General features: G+C 55.8%; 16 protein-coding genes. 7 read left to right on the top strand and 9 right to left on the bottom strand.

Annotated features, from left to right (window positions below; all coding sequences use genetic code 11):
- Positions 1–28: 28 nt before the first annotated feature.
- The 6 genes from ABLU67_RS02925 to ABLU67_RS02900 all read left to right on the top strand — a co-directional run bounded on the left by ABLU67_RS02925 (position 29) and on the right by ABLU67_RS02900 (position 6,852).
- Positions 29–1,435 (top strand): LLM class flavin-dependent oxidoreductase, encoded by a 1,407-nt coding sequence (locus ABLU67_RS02925; RefSeq protein WP_348852151.1) that lies wholly within the window; start codon positions 29–31, stop codon positions 1,433–1,435.
- Complete coding sequence (locus ABLU67_RS02920) at positions 1,432–2,451, top strand: methionine ABC transporter ATP-binding protein (protein WP_014229034.1); 1,020 nt, start codon at positions 1,432–1,434, stop codon at positions 2,449–2,451. The genes ABLU67_RS02925 and ABLU67_RS02920 overlap by 4 nt, the downstream gene beginning before the upstream one ends.
- Entirely contained in the window at positions 2,448–3,146 is a 699-nt protein-coding gene (locus ABLU67_RS02915; protein WP_014229035.1) for a methionine ABC transporter permease, read from the top strand. The genes ABLU67_RS02920 and ABLU67_RS02915 overlap by 4 nt, the downstream gene beginning before the upstream one ends.
- The gene (locus tag ABLU67_RS02910; RefSeq protein ID WP_032719786.1) at positions 3,143–4,021 is read left to right on the top strand and encodes a MetQ/NlpA family ABC transporter substrate-binding protein; all 879 of its coding nucleotides are present in this window, start codon (positions 3,143–3,145) and stop codon (positions 4,019–4,021) included. The genes ABLU67_RS02915 and ABLU67_RS02910 overlap by 4 nt, the downstream gene beginning before the upstream one ends.
- Before the next feature lie 175 nt (positions 4,022–4,196).
- On the top strand, positions 4,197–5,618 hold the full coding sequence (locus ABLU67_RS02905; protein ID WP_014838232.1) for an MFS transporter: 1,422 nt from the start codon (positions 4,197–4,199) through the stop codon (positions 5,616–5,618).
- A gap of 10 nt (positions 5,619–5,628) precedes the next feature.
- Positions 5,629–6,852 carry a monooxygenase gene (locus tag ABLU67_RS02900; RefSeq protein ID WP_348852150.1) on the top strand — a complete coding sequence of 408 codons (1,224 nt, stop codon included), beginning with the start codon at positions 5,629–5,631 and terminating at the stop codon, positions 6,850–6,852.
- A 328-nt stretch (positions 6,853–7,180) separates the two neighbouring features.
- Here ABLU67_RS02900 and ABLU67_RS02895 read toward each other — a convergent pair whose 3' ends face one another.
- Genes ABLU67_RS02895 through ABLU67_RS02880 form a run of 4 tightly spaced genes read right to left on the bottom strand, consistent with a single transcriptional unit; the run spans position 7,181 to position 12,111 of the window.
- Positions 7,181–9,544: a hypothetical protein gene (locus ABLU67_RS02895; RefSeq protein ID WP_154919815.1), complete on the bottom strand. Its 2,364-nt coding sequence runs from the start codon at positions 9,542–9,544 to the stop codon at positions 7,181–7,183.
- A 13-nt stretch (positions 9,545–9,557) separates the two neighbouring features.
- The gene (locus tag ABLU67_RS02890) at positions 9,558–10,304 is read right to left on the bottom strand and encodes an ABC transporter permease (RefSeq protein ID WP_174213810.1); all 747 of its coding nucleotides are present in this window, start codon (positions 10,302–10,304) and stop codon (positions 9,558–9,560) included.
- Complete coding sequence (locus ABLU67_RS02885; protein ID WP_014229041.1) at positions 10,301–11,296, bottom strand: ABC transporter substrate-binding protein; 996 nt, start codon at positions 11,294–11,296, stop codon at positions 10,301–10,303. Before ABLU67_RS02885 ends, ABLU67_RS02890 begins: the two co-directional genes overlap by 4 nt.
- Positions 11,297–11,316: 20 nt before the next feature.
- Positions 11,317–12,111 carry an ABC transporter ATP-binding protein gene (locus ABLU67_RS02880; protein ID WP_025107016.1) on the bottom strand — a complete coding sequence of 265 codons (795 nt, stop codon included), beginning with the start codon at positions 12,109–12,111 and terminating at the stop codon, positions 11,317–11,319.
- Positions 12,112–12,229: 118 nt separating this feature from the next.
- Between ABLU67_RS02880 and ABLU67_RS02875 the strand changes: the two genes are divergently transcribed.
- Positions 12,230–12,946: a GntR family transcriptional regulator gene (locus ABLU67_RS02875; protein WP_064406550.1), complete on the top strand. Its 717-nt coding sequence runs from the start codon at positions 12,230–12,232 to the stop codon at positions 12,944–12,946.
- A 615-nt stretch (positions 12,947–13,561) separates the two neighbouring features.
- On the opposite strand, the gene ABLU67_RS02870 is transcribed toward ABLU67_RS02875, so the two are convergent.
- The 5 genes from ABLU67_RS02870 to ABLU67_RS02850 all read right to left on the bottom strand — a co-directional run bounded on the left by ABLU67_RS02870 (position 13,562) and on the right by ABLU67_RS02850 (position 17,843).
- Positions 13,562–14,107, bottom strand: a complete 546-nt coding sequence (locus ABLU67_RS02870) for a chorismate mutase (protein ID WP_170873306.1) — start codon at positions 14,105–14,107, stop codon at positions 13,562–13,564.
- A gap of 163 nt (positions 14,108–14,270) precedes the next feature.
- The gene (locus tag ABLU67_RS02865; protein WP_014229046.1) at positions 14,271–15,041 is read right to left on the bottom strand and encodes an amino acid ABC transporter substrate-binding protein; all 771 of its coding nucleotides are present in this window, start codon (positions 15,039–15,041) and stop codon (positions 14,271–14,273) included.
- Between the two features lie 39 nt (positions 15,042–15,080).
- Positions 15,081–15,833, bottom strand: coding sequence for an amino acid ABC transporter ATP-binding protein (locus tag ABLU67_RS02860; RefSeq protein WP_348852149.1), 753 nt, complete (start codon positions 15,831–15,833; stop codon positions 15,081–15,083).
- Positions 15,811–16,506 carry an amino acid ABC transporter permease gene (locus tag ABLU67_RS02855; protein ID WP_014229048.1) on the bottom strand — a complete coding sequence of 232 codons (696 nt, stop codon included), beginning with the start codon at positions 16,504–16,506 and terminating at the stop codon, positions 15,811–15,813. Before ABLU67_RS02855 ends, ABLU67_RS02860 begins: the two co-directional genes overlap by 23 nt.
- A gap of 551 nt (positions 16,507–17,057) precedes the next feature.
- Positions 17,058–17,843, bottom strand: coding sequence for an HAD-IIB family hydrolase (locus tag ABLU67_RS02850; protein ID WP_348852148.1), 786 nt, complete (start codon positions 17,841–17,843; stop codon positions 17,058–17,060).
- Positions 17,844–17,964: the final 121 nt, after the last annotated feature.

The raw sequence follows: 17,964 nt of genomic DNA, 5'->3' as shown, positions 1-17,964 counted from the left end.
AGTACCTGGACACACCGTGGAGAGCGCTATGCCATCGCAACGAGAAATTCGCCTTAACGCGTTTGATATGAACTGTGTCGGTCACCAGTCGCCGGGCCTGTGGGCCCATCCGCGCGACCGCTCCTGGCAATATAAAGATCTGGAATATTGGGTCGATCTGGCGCGCCTTCTGGAGCGCGGCAAATTTGACGGCTTGTTTATTGCCGATGTGCTTGGCGTTTACGATGTATTTAACGGCAACGGCGATGCGGCGATTCGTCAGGCGACGCAGGTGCCGGTAAACGATCCGCTGGCGCTGATAACCCCGATGGCGCTGGTGACGGAACACCTTGGCTTTGGTCTGACCGCATCGCTGTCATTTGAGCATCCCTATCCATTTGCCCGTCGGCTGTCGACGCTCGATCATCTGACCAAAGGACGCGTGGGCTGGAATATTGTTACCTCGTATCTGGAAAGCGGCGCCCGCAATATTGGGTATCAGGCGCAGACCGACCATGATGCGCGCTACGACTACGCCGATGAATACCTCGACGTCGTGTATAAACTGCTGGAAGGCAGTTGGGAAGACGGCGCGGTTTTGCGCGATCGCGAACGGGGAATTTTTAGCGATCCGCAGAAAATCCATCCGATTAACCATCAGGGCAACTTTTTCTCCGTTCCGGGCATCCATCTGTGCGAGCCGTCGCCGCAGCGCACGCCGGTTCTCTATCAGGCGGGGGCCTCCAGCCGCGGAAAACAGTTTGCCGCCACGCATGCCGAGTGCGTTTTTGTCGCTGCGCCGTCGAAAGTCCTGTTGAAGAAGACGGTCGCGGATATTCGTCGTCGCGCCGCGGAAGCCGGGCGCGATCCGCGCAGCATTCTGATTTTCAATCTGCAAACGGCGATCGTGGGCGAAACCGATCGCGAGGCGCAGGCCAAATGGCAGGAATACAAATCATACGTTAGCTATGAGGGCGCGCTGGCGCTGATCTCCGGCTGGACCGGCATTGACTTCGGTCAGTATCGGCCGGACCAGGTGCTGAAATACCTGCATACCAATGCCATCCAGTCGGCGGTTGAGGCGTTTTCCACCGCCGACCCGAATCGTCAATGGACGGTGGAAGCGCTGGCGGACTGGGTGGGTATCGGCGGCTTTGGCCCGCTGCTCGTCGGCAGTGCGGAAACGGTGGCCGATGAACTGCAATCCTGGGTCGAGGAAACCGATGTCGATGGCTTCAATCTGGCCTACGCCGTGACGCATGAAACCTTCCGCGACGTGGTGGAGCTATTAATACCAGAGCTGCAAACACGCGGCGTCTTTAAGCAGGATTACCGGGAAGGCACGCTGCGTGAAAAACTGTTCGGCGCCGGGCCGCGCCTGACCGCGCCGCATCCGGGGGCAGACTACCGTCGCGGCGTGCGAAACGATGTCGGGGCGAAGGAGACGGCGGCATGATTGATATCGATAATCTGCATAAACGCTACCGCACGGCGGATGGCCGCGTCAGCGAGGTTCTGAAGGGATTATCGCTCAGGGTGCCCGCCAGCTCCATCACTGCGGTGGTAGGGCCGAGCGGTGCGGGGAAATCGACCCTGGCGCGCTGCATCAGCCTGCTGGAACGCCCCGATAGCGGCAGTATCAAGGTTAACGGCAAAGACTTGTCATTACTGTCAGGGGAGGCGCTGCGGCGTGAACGGCGCGCGATCGGCACCGTTTTTCAGTCCTCAGCGCTGCTGAATCGCAAAACGGCGTGGCAAAACATCGCGGTGCCGCTGGAGTATCTGGGCGTGGTGGAACGCGACATTAAGGCGCGGGTCGGTGAATTACTGGAGAGCGTAGGGCTGAGTCACAAAGCGGAGGCCTATCCGTCCCAGCTTTCCGGCGGACAGCGGCAGCGCATTGGTATCGCTCGCGCGCTGGCATTACGTCCGTCGGTACTGCTGGCGGACGAGGCCACGTCTGGGCTGGATCCCCAGGCGACCGCCACGGTGCTGGGTTTGCTCCGACAGCTACGTGATGAGTACCGGCTGGCGATAGTCCTGATTACTCATGAAATGGATGCGGTACGCTCCGCGGCGGATGCGGTGGCGGAAATCCGCGATGGCGCGATAGTCCAGTACGGGCAGGTGAAAGAGTTGCTGGCCCGTCCGGATTCCCTGCTTGGTCAGCAGCTATTGCCGCTGTCACCCATCGCTGTTAACAGCGATCTGCTGCTGCGCCTGAGTTATCGCTGGGATGTGCCGGTGGCGACTGACTGGATCAGCCGTCTGAGCCACCAGCATGCGCTACAGATAGATTTGCTCGGCGGCCATGTGGAAGTGATCAACGGTCAACTGGCGGGGCGTTTACAGGTCGGCGTCCGATTTCAGGGACAACGACTGTCAGCGGATCGAACGATCGCGCTTTTAGCGCAGCTGGGCATTGCGGCGGAAATCCTTGCACATGCCCCCGAGCTACAGGAGGCGGTATGAAACCGACAGTGATAAGCCAGGATACGCCGTGGCATGAAATCCACACATTGCTGCTGCCTGCTTATGGTGAAACCTGGCTGATGGTTGCCATTGTGATGCTGTTTGTGGTGACCCTTGGCGGCGTGGTGGGCGTGGTGTTATTCAACGCCTCGCCGCGAGGATTATTTCCGCGTCCCGCGCTTTACCAGGTGCTTAACTGGGGCGTCAACATGGGGCGCTCTCTGCCCTTTCTGGTGTTAATGGCGGCGATTATCCCGTTTACGTTCTGGCTTACGGGCACCACTATCGGCATCCCTGCCGCGGTGGTACCGATGATTGCCGCTGGCGTGCCATTTTTTGGCCGTCTGGTGGAAAACGCCCTGCGCGAACTCCCGGCGGAGGTTACCGCGGTGGGGCTGGTGTGCGGCGGTTCGCGCTGGCAGATAATCCGCCACGCGCAGCTCAGCGAGGCGCTGCCTGCGCTGGTGGCGGCGGTCACGCTTAACCTGGTGTCGATGATCGAATATTCGGCGATTGCCGGCACTATCGGTGCGGGTGGGATCGGCTATCTGGCGGTCGTGTACGGCTATCAGCGTTTCGACAATCACATCATGATCGCCACCATTGTCGTGCTGATCGCCACGATTCAGATCATTCAATTCTTTGGCGACCGTCTGGTCAATAAGCTTCGCCACACTCAGGGGATTTCTTCATGACAACAGAACAGTTTGAACTCCGTAAAGCCCGCCGCTGGCCATGGCTGGCGGCGCTGGCAGCGATCGCGGCGCTGGCCGTCGTATTCTGGTGGTGGCGCGGATACGCGCAGGCGCCGCAGGTCGTTTTCGGTACGACGTTAAAAATTCACTACGAACCGGCGATGGCGGGCGAGCAGCGAATTATTGAGTACATCAGTCAGCATATTGCGCCCGATTATGGCCTGAAGCTGGAGGCGGTGGGCGTACAGGATCCGGTACAGGCGGACAGAGCCGTGGCGGAGGGGCAGTATGCCGGCACTATCTATCAACATCAGTGGTGGCTTAAGCAGGTGGTGGACGCCAACGGTTTTGCGCTTTCGACGACCGTACCGGTTTTTCAGTGGGCCTTCGGGATCTATTCCGACCGCTATAAATCGGTACAGGATTTGCCCGTTGGGGCGACCCTCGTCGTGCCGGATGATGGCGCTAACCAGGGGCAGGCATTATGGTTGCTGCAAAGGATAGGGTTAATCTCACTCGATCCGGCGGTTGAGCCGCGCACGGCGAAACTGAAAAATATTGTCGGCAACCCGCACAAGTTCAATTTTAAAGAGCTGGATTTATTAACCATGCCGCGAGCGCTGAATTCGGTGGATGCCGCTATTGGTTATGTTTCACAATTTGATGCCGGAAAAGTCCCGCGAGAAAAAGGCATATTATTCCCGCCTGCGCCTAAAACGTTTGCCTCGCAATTAGTCATCGGTACACCGTATTTATCGCAGGAGAATATTGTCAAATTAAAACAGGCTTTTTCCGATCCGCGTATTCAGACGTGGTTAAAGACCACTGACGATCCGCTGGTCAAAGACGTACTGGTTCCGGTCTCAGCAAACTAAGACATCATTGATGAAACGATAATAACCGGACGGGCATTTGCTCGCCCGGTTACTGGCGTTATTATTTATTAACTTATTGAATATATTGATAATTATATGATTATTTATTGTTTTTAATATGCTAAAGCCCGGCTTATAACCAGAGTCACCTGCACAATTATATAAGGTAAATAATATGAGTACTCTGTCTGTTGATAATGCTGGCGCCGTTTCGGCACCGGTGAGTAGCGTCGGGGATGTGGCGCGATTAATTAATTCCGGCAGGGAGCAGAGTAAATATGCGCGGATGATTGTATTCCTCGCGCTCGGCGGTGTATTCCTCGACGCTTATGATTTAACCACGCTCTCTTACGGTATTGATGATGTGGTGCGGGAATTCCAGCTCTCGCCGCTTTTAACCGGCATTGTCACCTCGTCAATAATGGTCGGCACGATTATCGGTAATTTAATCGGCGGCTGGCTGACGGATAAATATGGCCGTTATTCGGTGTTTATGGCCGATATGCTATTTTTTGTGGTATCGGCGATTGCGGCAGGACTGGCGCCGAATGTCTGGGTATTAATCGGCGCGCGGTTCCTGATGGGGATTGGCGTCGGGATCGATCTCCCGGTCGCCATGTCTTATCTGGCCGAGTTTTCCCGCTTTAGCGGGAAGGGTAATAAGGCCGCGCGGCTCGCGGCCTGGTGTCCGATGTGGTACGCCGCCTCGACGGTCTGTTTTTTAATCATCTTTGGGCTCTATTTCCTGTTGCCAAAAGAACATCTGGACTGGCTGTGGCGCGCATCGCTGCTGTTCGGCGCGGTTCCGGCGCTGCTGATTATTGCCGTGCGCAGCAAATTCATGAATGAATCGCCGTTATGGGCGGCCAACCAGGGCGATTTGACCTCGGCTGTGCGTATTCTGCGCGACTCTTACGGGATCAACGCTCACGAAGCACCGCCAGAACGTCCTGCTCCGCCGCCCAAAGTGAGCTTTCGCGTGCTATTTGCAAAACCGTACCGCGAACGCACTATTGTCGCCGGGGTGATGAACGTCTGTATCTCATTTGAGTATACGGCGATCGCCTTTTTCCTGCCGTCCATTCTCGCCCAATTCCTTGGCGCTGGCGTGTTCGAAACCATCTCCGCCTCGCTGGGACTCAATGCGCTGTTCGCCTTTACCGGTGGGCTGCTGGGGATGCACCTGGCATGGAAATACCCGTCGCGACACGTCGCGATCGCCGGGTTCGCACTGCAGTTTATCGCCCTGATCGTCCTCGCGCTGGTGGGGCAGCCGCAGGCCGCGCTGGGTGTAGCGCTGGCGATTGCGATGCTGGGGCTGTGGTTGTTTGCCGAGGGTTTTGGTCCCGGCGCGCAGTTGATGATCTATCCGGCGCTTTCATACCCAACCGCGATTCGCGCCACCGGGGTTGGCTTCAGCCGCGCGCTTTCCGGTATTGGCAGCGCGCTGGCGCTGTTTGTGCTGCCGCTGCTGCAGGCATCGCTCGGTACGCAAATGTTCTGGGTCGTATCGCTGGCCGCCATTATCCCAATTTTCTTCCTGCTCGCGGTACGCCATGAGCCTACCCAATATGACATTGACGACAGCCACCATTGAGGAACAGAAAATGACTTTACTCTCTACCGGCACTGACTATGAACAGCTGGCGGCGACCTTCCGACCGATTTTTGCCCGTATCGCGCAGGGGGCGGCGGGGCGCGAACAAAACCGCATCCTGCCCGATGAGCAGATCCGCTGGCTGAAAGAGGCCAGATTTGGCACGGTACGCATTCCGCGGGAAAAGGGCGGCTGGGGCGCGTCGTTGCCGCAATTAATTGCGCTGCTTATTGAGCTGGCTCAGGCCGACTCCAACCTGCCGCAGGCGCTGCGGGCGCATTTCGCCTTCGTTGAAGACCGCCTCAATCAACCTGACTCGCCGGCGCGCGATCGCTGGTTCCGTCGCTTCCTCGACGGCGAGCTGGTGGGCAGCGGCTGGACCGAAATCGGCGCGGTCAGGCTGGGGGAGGTTTTCACCCGCGTAACGCCCGTTGAAGGCGGCTGGCGGCTGGACGGTGAGAAATTCTATAGCACAGGTACGCTGTTTGCCGACTGGATAGATGTCTTCGCCCGGCGCAGCGACAACCAGGGCGATGTGATTGCGCTGGTCAGCACGAGCCAGGCCGGCGTTGAACGCGAGGATGACTGGGACGGCTTCGGTCAGCGTCTGACCGGCAGCGGCACGACCCGCTTCAAACAGGCGCAGGTGGAGCAGGATCACGTCTACGACTTTGCGCAGCGCTTTCGTTATCAGACTGCGTTTTATCAGCATATCCTGCTGGCGACGCTGGCGGGAATTGGCCTGGCAGTTGAGCGTGACGTCGCCGAAGGCGTGAAAAAGCGGACCCGGATGTACAGCCACGGCAATGCCGCCGTGCCGCGCGACGATGCGCAGGTACTCCAGGTTGTGGGACAAATCAGTAGCTGGAGTTGGGCGACGCGGGCGGCGGTATTGCAGGCGGCGGAATCGTTGCATCAGGCCTACATTGCGCATGCCAGCGGCGACGAAGCGCTCATTGAACAGCGCAATCGCCTGGCTGAAGTCGAAGCGGCGCAGGCGCAGGTGATTGCCAGCGACTGGATCCCGCGTGCGGCCACCGAGCTGTTCAACGCCCTCGGCGCGTCGGATACGCGAGTGAGTAAGGCCCTTGATCGGCACTGGCGCAACGCGCGCACCGTGGCATCGCACAATCCGGTGATTTATAAGGCGCGAAATATCGGTAACTGGTTGGTTAACGGCGAAGCGCCAACCTTTATCTGGCAGATTGGCGACGGCGAGAAATCGCAGGGCTGAGAAACAAGGCGAGGGAGCCCCTCTGTCAGGATAGTTGGCACCCCCATCACGATTGAGCGGGGGAGCATCCCCCGGATCATGGACGACTGGGGGCAGTAATCATGCCGGGTCTGGCTGGCTAACACCCCAGTATATTGGGTACGGATAAAGTAACGGGGCTACACTTCTTCATCAACATTGTACGTAAGGGAAAACGACATCAGGGCAGCGGTGGGCTGGAGACGCTGGTGCAGGACGGCGACCTTTTCGCAGATATTGCAATACGGTCTGACTCTTAAACAACAAATAGCTACCGAAAATGCGGCAAGAAACTGCCGCATGTCACTCTTTAACGCGTTAAGAAGATGGCTGAGGTCCAAATCCGGGACTGGTCCTTTTGCCTGGCACTGATGAAGAACGGATGTTCCCGTTTTTCTGACAGGATAAGTTCAGAAAGTGGAATTTCGCCGCTGATATCACGTGGAAGCGGCTGTTCGGTAACCAGTTCAATATCTACCTCAAGTTCGGTGCCTGGAAGCGTAAAAGTCTCTTTGCCTGCAATCAGAAGCGTTTGACCATCAATATCCGTTTCAAAAACCGGCGCCCAGGCATGTGGTTGTGGCAAAAGCGGATCGCCCACTTTGATATAGCTACTGATGTCCAGATGAACGTGTATTTTTGCTCCGGCCAGCCCACCGGTACTGACAGTAACTGTGTCGCTGTCACCATTGGTGTCGGTCCGCAAGCCAATCTGTGTATGACTTTTACGCCAGACGGTCTGCTCCGGGTGATCTGCGCCCGAGAGGGAAAACGCATTGATTGGTGTCCCTGTGACCTCAATATGTCCCGTCCAGTAAGCACCCCGATAGCGGTCCTTAATGCGTGCACCCCCCAGACGCACCCGGAACTGATATTTAGAGCGCCCAAATTCCGCGTGCAAATCGCGATGCCATACCTCTCTTTCTCCATCGTAAAGCGTTACCGCTTCCCAGCCCGCATCGCCTAACAGACGATAACGCAGTACATCTGCTGAACTGAATTCCGCTACATCTCCCATCAGCGCATCGCCCGCACGCAACTCGGCATAGCTTCGTTCACCTGTTGTGGCATAGGTGTGGCGGGCACGAAGCGCTGCAGCCACACCTTTTCTGTCGAATCGTTCAGCAAGTACGCCAGTCAGACCTCCACGGGATCCGAAGACGGCTGTCGCAGGCACGCCACCACCACATCGCCCCTGATGTTCATCGCTGTTGGCGGTCGCGCCCAGACGATAGCCCCGTTCTAGCGCCTCGGCATAGACCCAGTGAAACTGCCCCCAGGCGGAACCGACTTCTATCAAGCGCTCCAGCTCCGGGTGATGCCAGTCCAGGTTGCAGCGGCGCCCGCCAACATGCGGGATTAACAGATGTTTGTGCGGTTCGCGTGCGTAGGCCGCATAAAGTTCATCAAGTGGCCATGCACCCGGTTTGATGGTTCCGGCAGTGAACTCATTCCACTCGAATGAACGCACCAGCCGCCCCTGATTATCAAACGGGAACTGAGGTTCATCATCTTCAAGGAACACCACATTATGATCGCCACCGGCGCAGGTATTACCGCACCACTCGGTACCGGAATAGCAGACAAAACTGTCTGGCTGGTTCAGCGCATTAATCAGCTTTACCGCCTGCTTCCAGCGCGCTTCAGTCACATTAAAATCGTTGGCGGTATAGCCAAGAATATCGAGACCGGCGACATCACGCCCGTAGCTGAGGTTATACAGCGTGTCGTTGGTACCAACCGTGTCATCAGAATGCACATGAAGATCGGCATAGAGCGGGCGCAGACCTGTGGCGGTTTCCTCCACCGTTATCCATCCTTTGCCTTCCAGCAAGGGCAGCGTGCCCAGTGCGGCGCTGAACGACCATTCTCCTGCGCAGAGATGCAAATCGCTGATACGCGCAATCGCCCAGCCCTCTTCGGCCAGCCGGAAATCATGATGCTCTGTTTCACCTCCCGATGAGGTCAGCGTCAGGCGTCCTGCCAGCGGCAGGCTCCGGCAGGTATTCCCCCAGCGGTCATCCAGCCGGACGATAACGGAGAAAGGCGTTTCAGGTGCCAGTAACCTTGGCGCGATCGCGGCAAGAGAAGCGGGCTCACCGGGCACGATATCCAGCAGCGTATCGCCGGGTACCTCAGCAAATTTTGAGCTCCCCAGCGGATCAACAAACAGGCGGAAGCGGAAATCTTTCTCAACGAAACTCTGTACACGCGTACCGCCCCCGCCATGGCGCCGATCGCCCAGGCGGATAATGATTTTGTCTCCCGGATTGATGTAGCCATCAATAATGTCGATCAGAATGGCTTTCTGGAACGGACGCTCGTGCCCCTTCTGATCAAAACGCACCTTCAAATGCTGGACCGTGGCAGGGCTCTGTCCTGGCACTAGCGGGCCTGCCTGATACTCGGCGCTGACATAGTTGGCTGCCGAGGGATCGCTGGTCTGAAACAGCGCCCAGTCCGAGTAAAATTTAAAGGCGAGCTTCAGCCATGCGCCGTCAGCCAGCCCGCTGGCGCCCACGGTATATACCAGTTGGATCTCTTCCCACGCACCGGCAGTCAACTGAGTATGCGAGCAGGCCACACTGCCCAGAAACGGTCGGGCTTTATTCTGCTCATACAAGCCCTTCGGAGCGATGTAATCGCCTGCATCACGGATATCGAACTGACTCACATTAACCTCACAATTATTGGGCGCGCCAGCGCTGATAGCGCTGTTCAATGCGGCGAAAAACAAGATTTTCCATTAACCAGGCGATAAGCCCGATAAGGCAAATTCCCAGTAGTACCTGACTGCTGTTACCCGTCTGTCCGCCCATGGCAACCATCCAGCCTATGCCCTGAGAGGCGCCGAGCATTTCCGCTGCCACCAGCGCACGCCATGCCTGGCTGAATCCGATGCGCAGTGCGGCGGTGATAAATGGCAGGGAGCTGGGCAGATAGACATGAAGAAGCAGTTGAAACGGTCGAGCTCCCAGCGTGCGTGCCGCACGCACTTCACCGCCACGGATGCCGCGGATCCCCTCCTGAATGGCCAGACACATCGGGAACAGCGCAGCGATGACAATCACCACCACGATGGAAACGAATCCCAGGCCGAAGATCAGCAGCATCAGCGGTGCCCATGCGATGGGCGGGATAGCCATAAACAGGCTGTTCAGTGGCGTAAGGAACTCCCTGACGCGATCGGAAAGTCCGGCGCTGACGCCAAGAATCAGTGCCAGCAGCACGGCAGTCATAAAGCCGGTGAATTCTTCCAGCAGGCTGGCCTGTAGCTGACCCCAGATGGAACCATCACTGAACCAGCGTATGGCTTCCCGACATACGTCCCAGGGTTGCGGCAACACATAAGAGGGATAGTGACTCGCAACGATAACCCAGACCATGAGTAACGCGGGCAGGGAAGCCCAGCCCCAGTTTGGTTTGAACTTCACTGCGTTATCCCTGCTTTTGTCAGCCACTGCGTATCAACAAATTCATTCAGCTCTGGCGCCTTTTGCATGTAGCCCAGTGTCTGTGAGTCCTTCATCAGCTGCTCAAAAAAGGCGCCATCTTTCTTCGTCAGTGACACAGACCACTCAATACGTTTACGGGCTTCCTGAACCAGCGCCTCCGGCGGCAGCGTTTTACCGTCAGCGGTTTTAATGGCCCGCAGCTTAAACGCATCGGCCATGATCCGATCGGCTTCTGCAGGATGCTGATTGATAAAATCCACTGCTTTCTGATGCGCACGGATAAGCTTCACTACATCGTCCGGGCGGTCCTTCAGGGTCTCCGGTAACGCCATCAGTACATACCACGGATAACCCGGTTGGACTTTGTTTACATCGAGCAGCAGTCTGGCGTCGCCGCGCAGCAGTGCTTCGCTGACAAAGGGCTCCCAGGTGAAGGCTGCATCCACAACGCCCTGCTGCAGCGCAGCGGGCATGTTACCGGCGGGCATACTCAGGATCTGAGCATCTTTGTCAGCAACCAGACCTGCCTGCTGTTGCAGCACCACACCGCGCAGCAGAACATCCATTCCGCTCCCTTTTTTGACGCCAGCGATGCGTTTGCCTTTTAGGTCAGCCAACCGGGAAATAGCACTCTGTGCGGGAACGATCAGCGCGGCCTGTCCGCTGTTCACCTTAGCGATAATTTGCCCCTTGAGCCCGCGCGAAAACCACTGGAATACCGGTGTCGCACCCATATAGGCTGCATCAAGTTCATGCGCCGCCAGCGCCTGACTGATGACGGGACCATCACCAAAGGATTTAAGCTCGACGGTCAGCCCTTCCTGCTGATAAAAACCCTCTTTCTCGGCGATAAGTGCAGGCGCGTTGGCCAGCGCATAGACCCAGCCAATACGCAGCGGCTGGGAATCCGCAGCGTCAGCAGCATTGAATAAAACCCCTGATATCAGCACAGCAAGAAATGATTTACCCATTTGATTGATGTTCCGTTTTGTTAGAGTGAGTGGTTGTCGGACTGCTGCATCACATCGGTAATGCGCTTCAGTAATTCATTACGATACATGGCAAAAGCCGGAAGCTGTCGCGTCTCCAGATTGCTTCGCGGGCGCGGTAAGGCGATGGACAATTCGCTGTGTACGCCGCCGGGTGCACGATTCAGAACGATGACGCGGTCAGCAAGAAACACAGCCTCTTCAATATCGTGGGTGATGAAGACCGTTGTCTGCCCAATGGCGGACCAGAGACGTAGTGTCTCCTCGTTCATGTCCCCACGGGTGATGGCATCGAGCGCAGCAAATGGTTCGTCCATTAACAGAACATCCGGCTCCAGCGCCAGCGCGCGAGCCAGTGACACGCGCTGCTGCATGCCCCCGGACATCTGGTGCGGCAACTGATGTGCGGCATGTACCAGGCCCACACGTTGCAGATATGTCATAGCGCGTCGGCGCTGAGAGGCCACGTCCTCGCGCCTTTGCATCCGCAATCCGAACCGGACATTCTCCAGCGCGGTCAGCCAGCCAAAGAGCTGTGGCTGCTGAAAAACATAGCCAAGCCGATGGTTTTCCGGCGTGGTACGCTCACCGCCAATCCGCACGGCTCCCCGCTCTGGCTCTGTGAAACCGGCCAGCAGATTGAGTAACGTGCTCTTACCGCACCCCGAGGGGCCCAGCAACACCACAAACTCTCCCTGGCGGGCATGAAAACTGAAATGGCTGAATACCGGCGCGCCGCCGGGATAGCGAAAAGTGATATTGTCTACCGCCAGTGCGTATGGTTGAGAATTCGTCATGCTGAGCGTCACGTATAAGAAATAATGAGATGTGGTTATAATACGTATTAATACAAGTTGATCTAAGATCGCTTCTGACTAAACTAGATCCGAACGGAATACGAGAGACGGAACCTGAATGACACTGGTGCGTGAAAACATTACATCGCTCTACCGGCAGATTGCCGATACCCTGCGGCAGGAAATTGCCGCCGGGCATTTTCAACCTGGCGGAAAACTGCCCTCTGAAGCTGCGCTTGAACAGCGATTTGCGGTCAGCAGGGTGACGGTACGGCTCGCGCTGAAGCATCTGACAGAGCAGGGGATTGTCGAGCGCAAGCAGGGAAAGGGAACCTACATATCGGGCAAGAAGGTTGCACATGGCATCAACGTCATGCGTAGCTTTCATGAGTCGCTAAAGCAGCAGGGGCTGAATGCCACAATGCGTTTGCTGGTCAAAGAGGAGGTGCCAACGCCAGAGTCGCTGCAATCGCTGTTTCAAATGTCCCGGTCGCTGACGTTTATTTCACGGCTGCATCTGGTGGATAATGATCCCATTGCGGTGGGTTACAGTCATTTCCCGGCATTTCCTCATGAGCTGAGCTGGGAAGAGACCGAGAAGGAACCGACCTGGGTCCTGTTAGAAAAAGCCACGCAACATCACATCAGTCGCTCCGATATTGCCATCCGGCTGGCCTTCGCGGATAAGGGACTCTTTGACGTGCTGGGAACCGATAAAAACGCGCCGCTTTTTCTACTGGAGCGAACATCCTGGTTTGAAAACGGGCAGTGCGCTGAGAACTCTCGCTTTTTCATTCGTCCGGAACGCTACGAGTTTATTCTGAGCAACAGCTGAAGTAGGGCTCTGATTCTCACCGGTGATTTAATTTGACTGGGTATTCAGAGTATTGGCAATCCGGTCATGAACCTCGCGATCTGGATGATGTTCATCATTCTGTCATCAGTATATGCGGTGAATGTCATTAGCCCTTAATCTTCTTCGTAAATCATCGTAGCTACTATTGAATGAGCGCTGACAGGGGGATACATGGATTCTGCATACGCGTTTAAGAATTTGGTTTCAGGAACGTCCCCCCGGGAAGTGAAGGCATGTTTCTTGTCAGGCCCACATGCGAGTCAACAGGGCACTGTTAACATATTGTCCGTCAGGCTGTTCCAGAGCATCTCACTTCGGCAATCCGCGCGGCCGATACTGCGCCCACCGGCGCAATACTCAGTGGAAAGTCTGCGCAACGGGCTGAACAGTGTTAGCGTGTGATGCTGCCAGGTTGAAGGGGAGGAGTGCTGCGCTATAGCTGAATCAGGCTGGGCTCTCTTCCCCCTGATACTGCAAGCATAGGGGTGATCTCATTGAATTGGTTGCACAATCAGTAGATCACAAAACGCTATGCTTGTCTTTTTCACCCGCCCATGAATGGGGATTCCTCAGTGCTTCAGCGGGGCTTTTTACTTAATCTTTCAACGAAATCCCTTTCATTGTTTCCCAGATTCTATGCTTATCCTGCTCGTGTAAATTCTTCTGCTGCACGGCGTGCATAAATGCCTCCTGGCCCTGTTCCGTCAGAGGTTGCCCGGACTTTAATCGTGCCGCCACACTTTGCAGAATACGATGGCTAAGTTGGCCGATTTGCGTCCGGACATCCTGAAGCGGGCGAGGCTGCCAGTCAGTTTCCGGCGCCGCCAACCAGTCGGCGCGATAGCGGTACTGAATCGCCTTGGCGGCGTCCATCTGCGCCTGAATAAATGGCCTTACGCTCTCGCCTTTTAATCCCAGCGAATCAGCATCAGCAGTGGCGCTCTCCAGAACCTTCTTCTCTTGCTGTAGATCTTCAATCGCCTGGTGATGTTGCGCTTTATATCCGGCAACGTCTTTCATCAAGGACAAACGTTCATTGATCAAATTGCCAATCGAAGGGGTTGAAGCAGAAATTGCCGTTGCAGAGAAACTTGCGGCAGCGAGAAGCAACACGGCTGTATAGAGCTTGTACGGCATCATAAATCTCCGACGTCGATAAACAGGAAGTCTGTAAAAGCGTTCCCGGTCAGTTGAAGAAACATTTCGCAGAAAGCGTAGCTAGCGCATTTTACAGTCTTGTGATGATAAAAAAACCGTAAACCCGATCCGGGCTTACGGTTCTCTTTTACCGCGGGGTTAAAAATTACTTCGATACGTCCGCACCGAAGTATTTCTGGGAAATACGTTCGTAGGTGCCGTCGGCCTTGATCTCTTCCAGCGCTTTATCAATCGCCGCTTTCAGCTGCGGGTTGTTTTTGCGCAGCAACACGCCGGATTTCTCCGCGTCAGACTGGGTTGCGACAATTTTCACTGGCGCATCCGGTTTATGTTTTTTGAAGTCGAGGAACGACAGGTTGTCGTTGATGGTCGCATCGGCACGGCCCTGCACCACTAAATCCACAGATTGGTTAAAGCCATCGGTCGGCACAATATCCGCCCCGTATTTACGCGCGATCTGCGCATAATTACTGGTCAGCGTGTGGGCCGATTTTTTGCCTTTCAGATCTTCAAAACTTTTAATGCTGCTTTTGTCATTGACGATCAGCACCGCTTTAGACGCGATATACGGCTCGGAGAAGTCGAATTTCTTCTGGCGTTCTGGCGTAATGCCGACCTGGTTAATCACCACGTCGTAACGGCTCGCATCGACACCGGCGATCAGGCCGTCCCATTTCCCTTCTACGAACTGCGGGCTCACTTTCAGGCGTTTGGCGATTTCACGGCCAATCTCTACGTCAAAACCCTCCAGCGTGCCGGAAGCATTGTGGAAAGTGAATGGCGGATAGGTGCCTTCAGTACCGATTTTCAGTACGCCAGCGGACTGAATCTTTGCCAAATCATCCTGCGCCAGCGCTGCGTGGGCAAAACCAAGCTGCATAATCCCGGCGACGACTAATGTTGCGAGTGCTTTCATCTGCATTACCCTATGTTGTTTTTATTAACTCGCCCCGGATTACGGGAGCGCGGTGCTTAAAGAGGCGATAAACTCCGCAGTTCGGGGTCTCTTCGCGTGTAAAAACAAATCGTTAGCGGAGCCGGACTCAACAATTTCCCCGGCTTCCAGAAACACCACCTGGCTGGCGATATTCGCCGCCAGACGTAAATCATGGGTCGCCATGATCATGGTTGTTCCTTCCAGCGCCAGCTGGCGCAGCACGGCCACCACTTCGCCGGAGAGCTCAGGATCGAGTGCGGAAGTCGGTTCATCGCACAGCAGCACCGCCGGTGACGGCGCCAGCGCGCGGGCAATCGCCACGCGCTGCTGCTGGCCGCCAGAGAGCGTATTCGGCAGGGCGTTGCATTTGTGCAGCATGCCGACTTTATCCAGCAGTTCTTCACCACGGCGGCGGGCGCGTTCGCGATCCCATTTATGCACCGTAATCAGCCCTTCGGTGATGTTGTCGAGGGCGGTCATATGCGGAAACAGCGCGAAGTTCTGAAACACCATGCCGGTCTGGCGGCTGATACGACGAATATCCAGGCCTTTTATCCGCGTGTCCGGCGCGAATGCGATGCGCTCTTTGCCGATGGTCAGCTCCCCGGACTGAGGAATTTCCAGCAAATTAATGCAGCGCAATAAGGTGCTTTTCCCGCTGCCTGAAGGGCCAATCAGCGTGGTTACCGTGCCTTCTTCAATCGTTAAATTGATGTTCTTCAGCACCCGGCTGCCGTCGAAACTTTTTTCAATGCTGGAGAGCGTTATCATTGACCTGACCTTTTACTGTCGTACCCGCTAATTTCCGCTCCAGCTTCTCTTGCAAATGCGATAACACCGAACTGAAGAACAGATAAATAATCGCCGCTTCGCTGTACAGAATCAGCGGTTCATAGGTCACTGCCGCAATTTGCTGCGCGGCAAGAAACATCTCCGGTACGGTGATCACCGACGCCAGCGAAGTGTCTTTTACCAGCGAAATAAAGGTGTTAGAGAGCGGCGGCACGGCGATGCGCGCGGCCTGCGGCAGAATAATACGACGCAGCGACTGCGCCCATGTCATGCTGATGGAATGGGCGGCTTCCCATTGCCCTTTCGGCACGGCCAGCAGCGTTGCCCTGATCACTTCTGAAGTATACGCACCAATATTGACGGTAAAGCCAATCACCGCCGCAGGGAAGGCATCAATGGTTAGCCCAGCGCTCGGCAACGCGTAGAAAATCAAAAATAGCTGCACCAGCAGCGGTGTACCGCGAATCAGCCAGACGTAAAACCGTATCACCGGCTTTAAAAAGGCCGGGCCGTACAGACGCAAAAGTGCCACCGCAAACCCGAGCGACAGCCCAAGAATAAAAGAGATCAGCGTTAAGGGAATGGTGAATTTCAGCCCCGCGGAAAGCATTGGCCAGAAAGAATCAATCGCTAAGGGTAACCATGTTGGCACTGCACACCTTCCGGACATAGCATCTTGCCAGAAATTGCTGGCGGAATATTTTATTAGCCCGGCTTAATTATTTGGGGGCCGGATTAGTGAGAATTATATTCTTTGCGCCGTGTGCGAAAACAAATATATACGAATAACGTTATATAGAAAAAAGCTAAGCCATTCTTTTTTGATGCAAACCCGCCGTCGTTACCTGCCGTTTTATGGCATCATTTGCGTGAAATTTCGCCATTAATGCACCATTTTTAATCGATTTGTCCGGAAATGGAAACCTCCAGACGCTATTTATATGAACAATAGTGTTTCGTTGGAAACGTCGGGAGATCACCAAACGGAAAACTTTTTTGCATACGGTAAAAATGACGGTATTGGTTTTTATCAGTAAGAAAAAACTAATATAAGACATGGTGTTATGGGATGTGTACATAACGAAGCACTGATGGGAACCGGCTGCCTGCGAACGTCAGGCAACCGCTGCAACATTTTCTGAAAGCCAGAGAGAAAAACCAGGGCGCCGGGGAATCGTTAAGCTGGTGGGTAAATTGCTGCTTTCAGAGGGATTTTTGGCCGAATACCGCCTGCGCCATCTCCACGAACCCCGCGCCGCCGGGGCCGAGCGTTACCCAGCGGGGGGCTACGGGGAGTTGATCCAGATACTGCCGGACGGTGCTGACGCCTACCGTGTGTTTGAAAAAAGCGAACATCGGCGCGTCGTTGGTTGAATCGCCGCTGTAGAGAATAGCTTCCCGCTCCCGATCGATATCGACGCCGTAGTGCTGAGCCAGAGTACGGCGCGTCATGGTCAGCTTGTCGTAGCCACCCAGCCAGCCCAGCACCCACAAGTTGTTGACGGTAGCGTCGGCACCCGCCTGCCGCAGCGTGTTGACGATGCGGCGCTCCAGTACCGGGTCGGCAGGCCGCGCGAAGGCCAGGCTGGTCAGGCGGAAGGGCTGATCGTCCGCCAGACGGGCTTCCGGTAGCGCTGCCAGGACCCGGTCGGCGATGGTCCGCAGCCGGGCGGCGACGGATGCCGTGGCGTCGTCCGCGTGCCAGTAATGATGCTCGATGCCATGCCCGTCCGCGGTGCGGCGGAAAAAAAGCCCGCCGTTTTCGCCAATGACGCCGTCAACAGGCCACATCCGCGCCATCTGATCGCACCAGCCCGCCGGCGCGGCGGTGACCGGGATCACCCGTATCCCGGCGGACTGCAATTGTTCAAGCGAGGTATAGGCGGCGGCCGACAAACGGCCCTGCCAGGTGAGCGTTTCATCCATATCGGTGAGGACAAAACGTACTGGCTCGAATTCATTATCGGGAGCATCGGATAAAGCGCGCATAGGGAACCTTAAACATCATGATTTAATAACGGAAATGTTACGTTAATTCCTCATAATCAATAGCTAAAAATCAGTTATGCTTTGCAATAAATTCGCTATAAATTTTCCCTCATTGTCCAAC

It is taken from the genome of Klebsiella sp. GN_Kp190 (assembly GCF_040061795.1).
GTDB classification, from domain to species: domain Bacteria; phylum Pseudomonadota; class Gammaproteobacteria; order Enterobacterales; family Enterobacteriaceae; genus Klebsiella; species Klebsiella michiganensis.
This window is presented reverse-complemented; position numbering and strand designations above follow the sequence as displayed.

What these genes read in the sequence shown, in the direction of transcription:
- ABLU67_RS02885 (WP_014229041.1), bottom strand. Translation starts at nt 11,296, where the DNA reads ATGGGTAAATCATTTCTTGCTGTGCTGATATCAGGGGTTTTATTCAAT.
- ABLU67_RS02900 (WP_348852150.1), top strand. Translation starts at nt 5,629, where the DNA reads ATGACTTTACTCTCTACCGGCACTGACTATGAACAGCTGGCGGCGACC.
- ABLU67_RS02920 (WP_014229034.1), top strand. Translation starts at nt 1,432, where the DNA reads ATGATTGATATCGATAATCTGCATAAACGCTACCGCACGGCGGATGGC.
- ABLU67_RS02860 (WP_348852149.1), bottom strand. Translation starts at nt 15,833, where the DNA reads ATGATAACGCTCTCCAGCATTGAAAAAAGTTTCGACGGCAGCCGGGTG.
- ABLU67_RS02870 (WP_170873306.1), bottom strand. Translation starts at nt 14,107, where the DNA reads ATGATGCCGTACAAGCTCTATACAGCCGTGTTGCTTCTCGCTGCCGCA.
- ABLU67_RS02850 (WP_348852148.1), bottom strand. Translation starts at nt 17,843, where the DNA reads ATGCGCGCTTTATCCGATGCTCCCGATAATGAATTCGAGCCAGTACGT.
- ABLU67_RS02875 (WP_064406550.1), top strand. Translation starts at nt 12,230, where the DNA reads ATGACACTGGTGCGTGAAAACATTACATCGCTCTACCGGCAGATTGCC.
- ABLU67_RS02905 (WP_014838232.1), top strand. Translation starts at nt 4,197, where the DNA reads ATGAGTACTCTGTCTGTTGATAATGCTGGCGCCGTTTCGGCACCGGTG.
- ABLU67_RS02925 (WP_348852151.1), top strand. Translation starts at nt 29, where the DNA reads ATGCCATCGCAACGAGAAATTCGCCTTAACGCGTTTGATATGAACTGT.
- ABLU67_RS02915 (WP_014229035.1), top strand. Translation starts at nt 2,448, where the DNA reads ATGAAACCGACAGTGATAAGCCAGGATACGCCGTGGCATGAAATCCAC.
- ABLU67_RS02865 (WP_014229046.1), bottom strand. Translation starts at nt 15,041, where the DNA reads ATGAAAGCACTCGCAACATTAGTCGTCGCCGGGATTATGCAGCTTGGT.
- ABLU67_RS02880 (WP_025107016.1), bottom strand. Translation starts at nt 12,111, where the DNA reads ATGACGAATTCTCAACCATACGCACTGGCGGTAGACAATATCACTTTT.
- ABLU67_RS02910 (WP_032719786.1), top strand. Translation starts at nt 3,143, where the DNA reads ATGACAACAGAACAGTTTGAACTCCGTAAAGCCCGCCGCTGGCCATGG.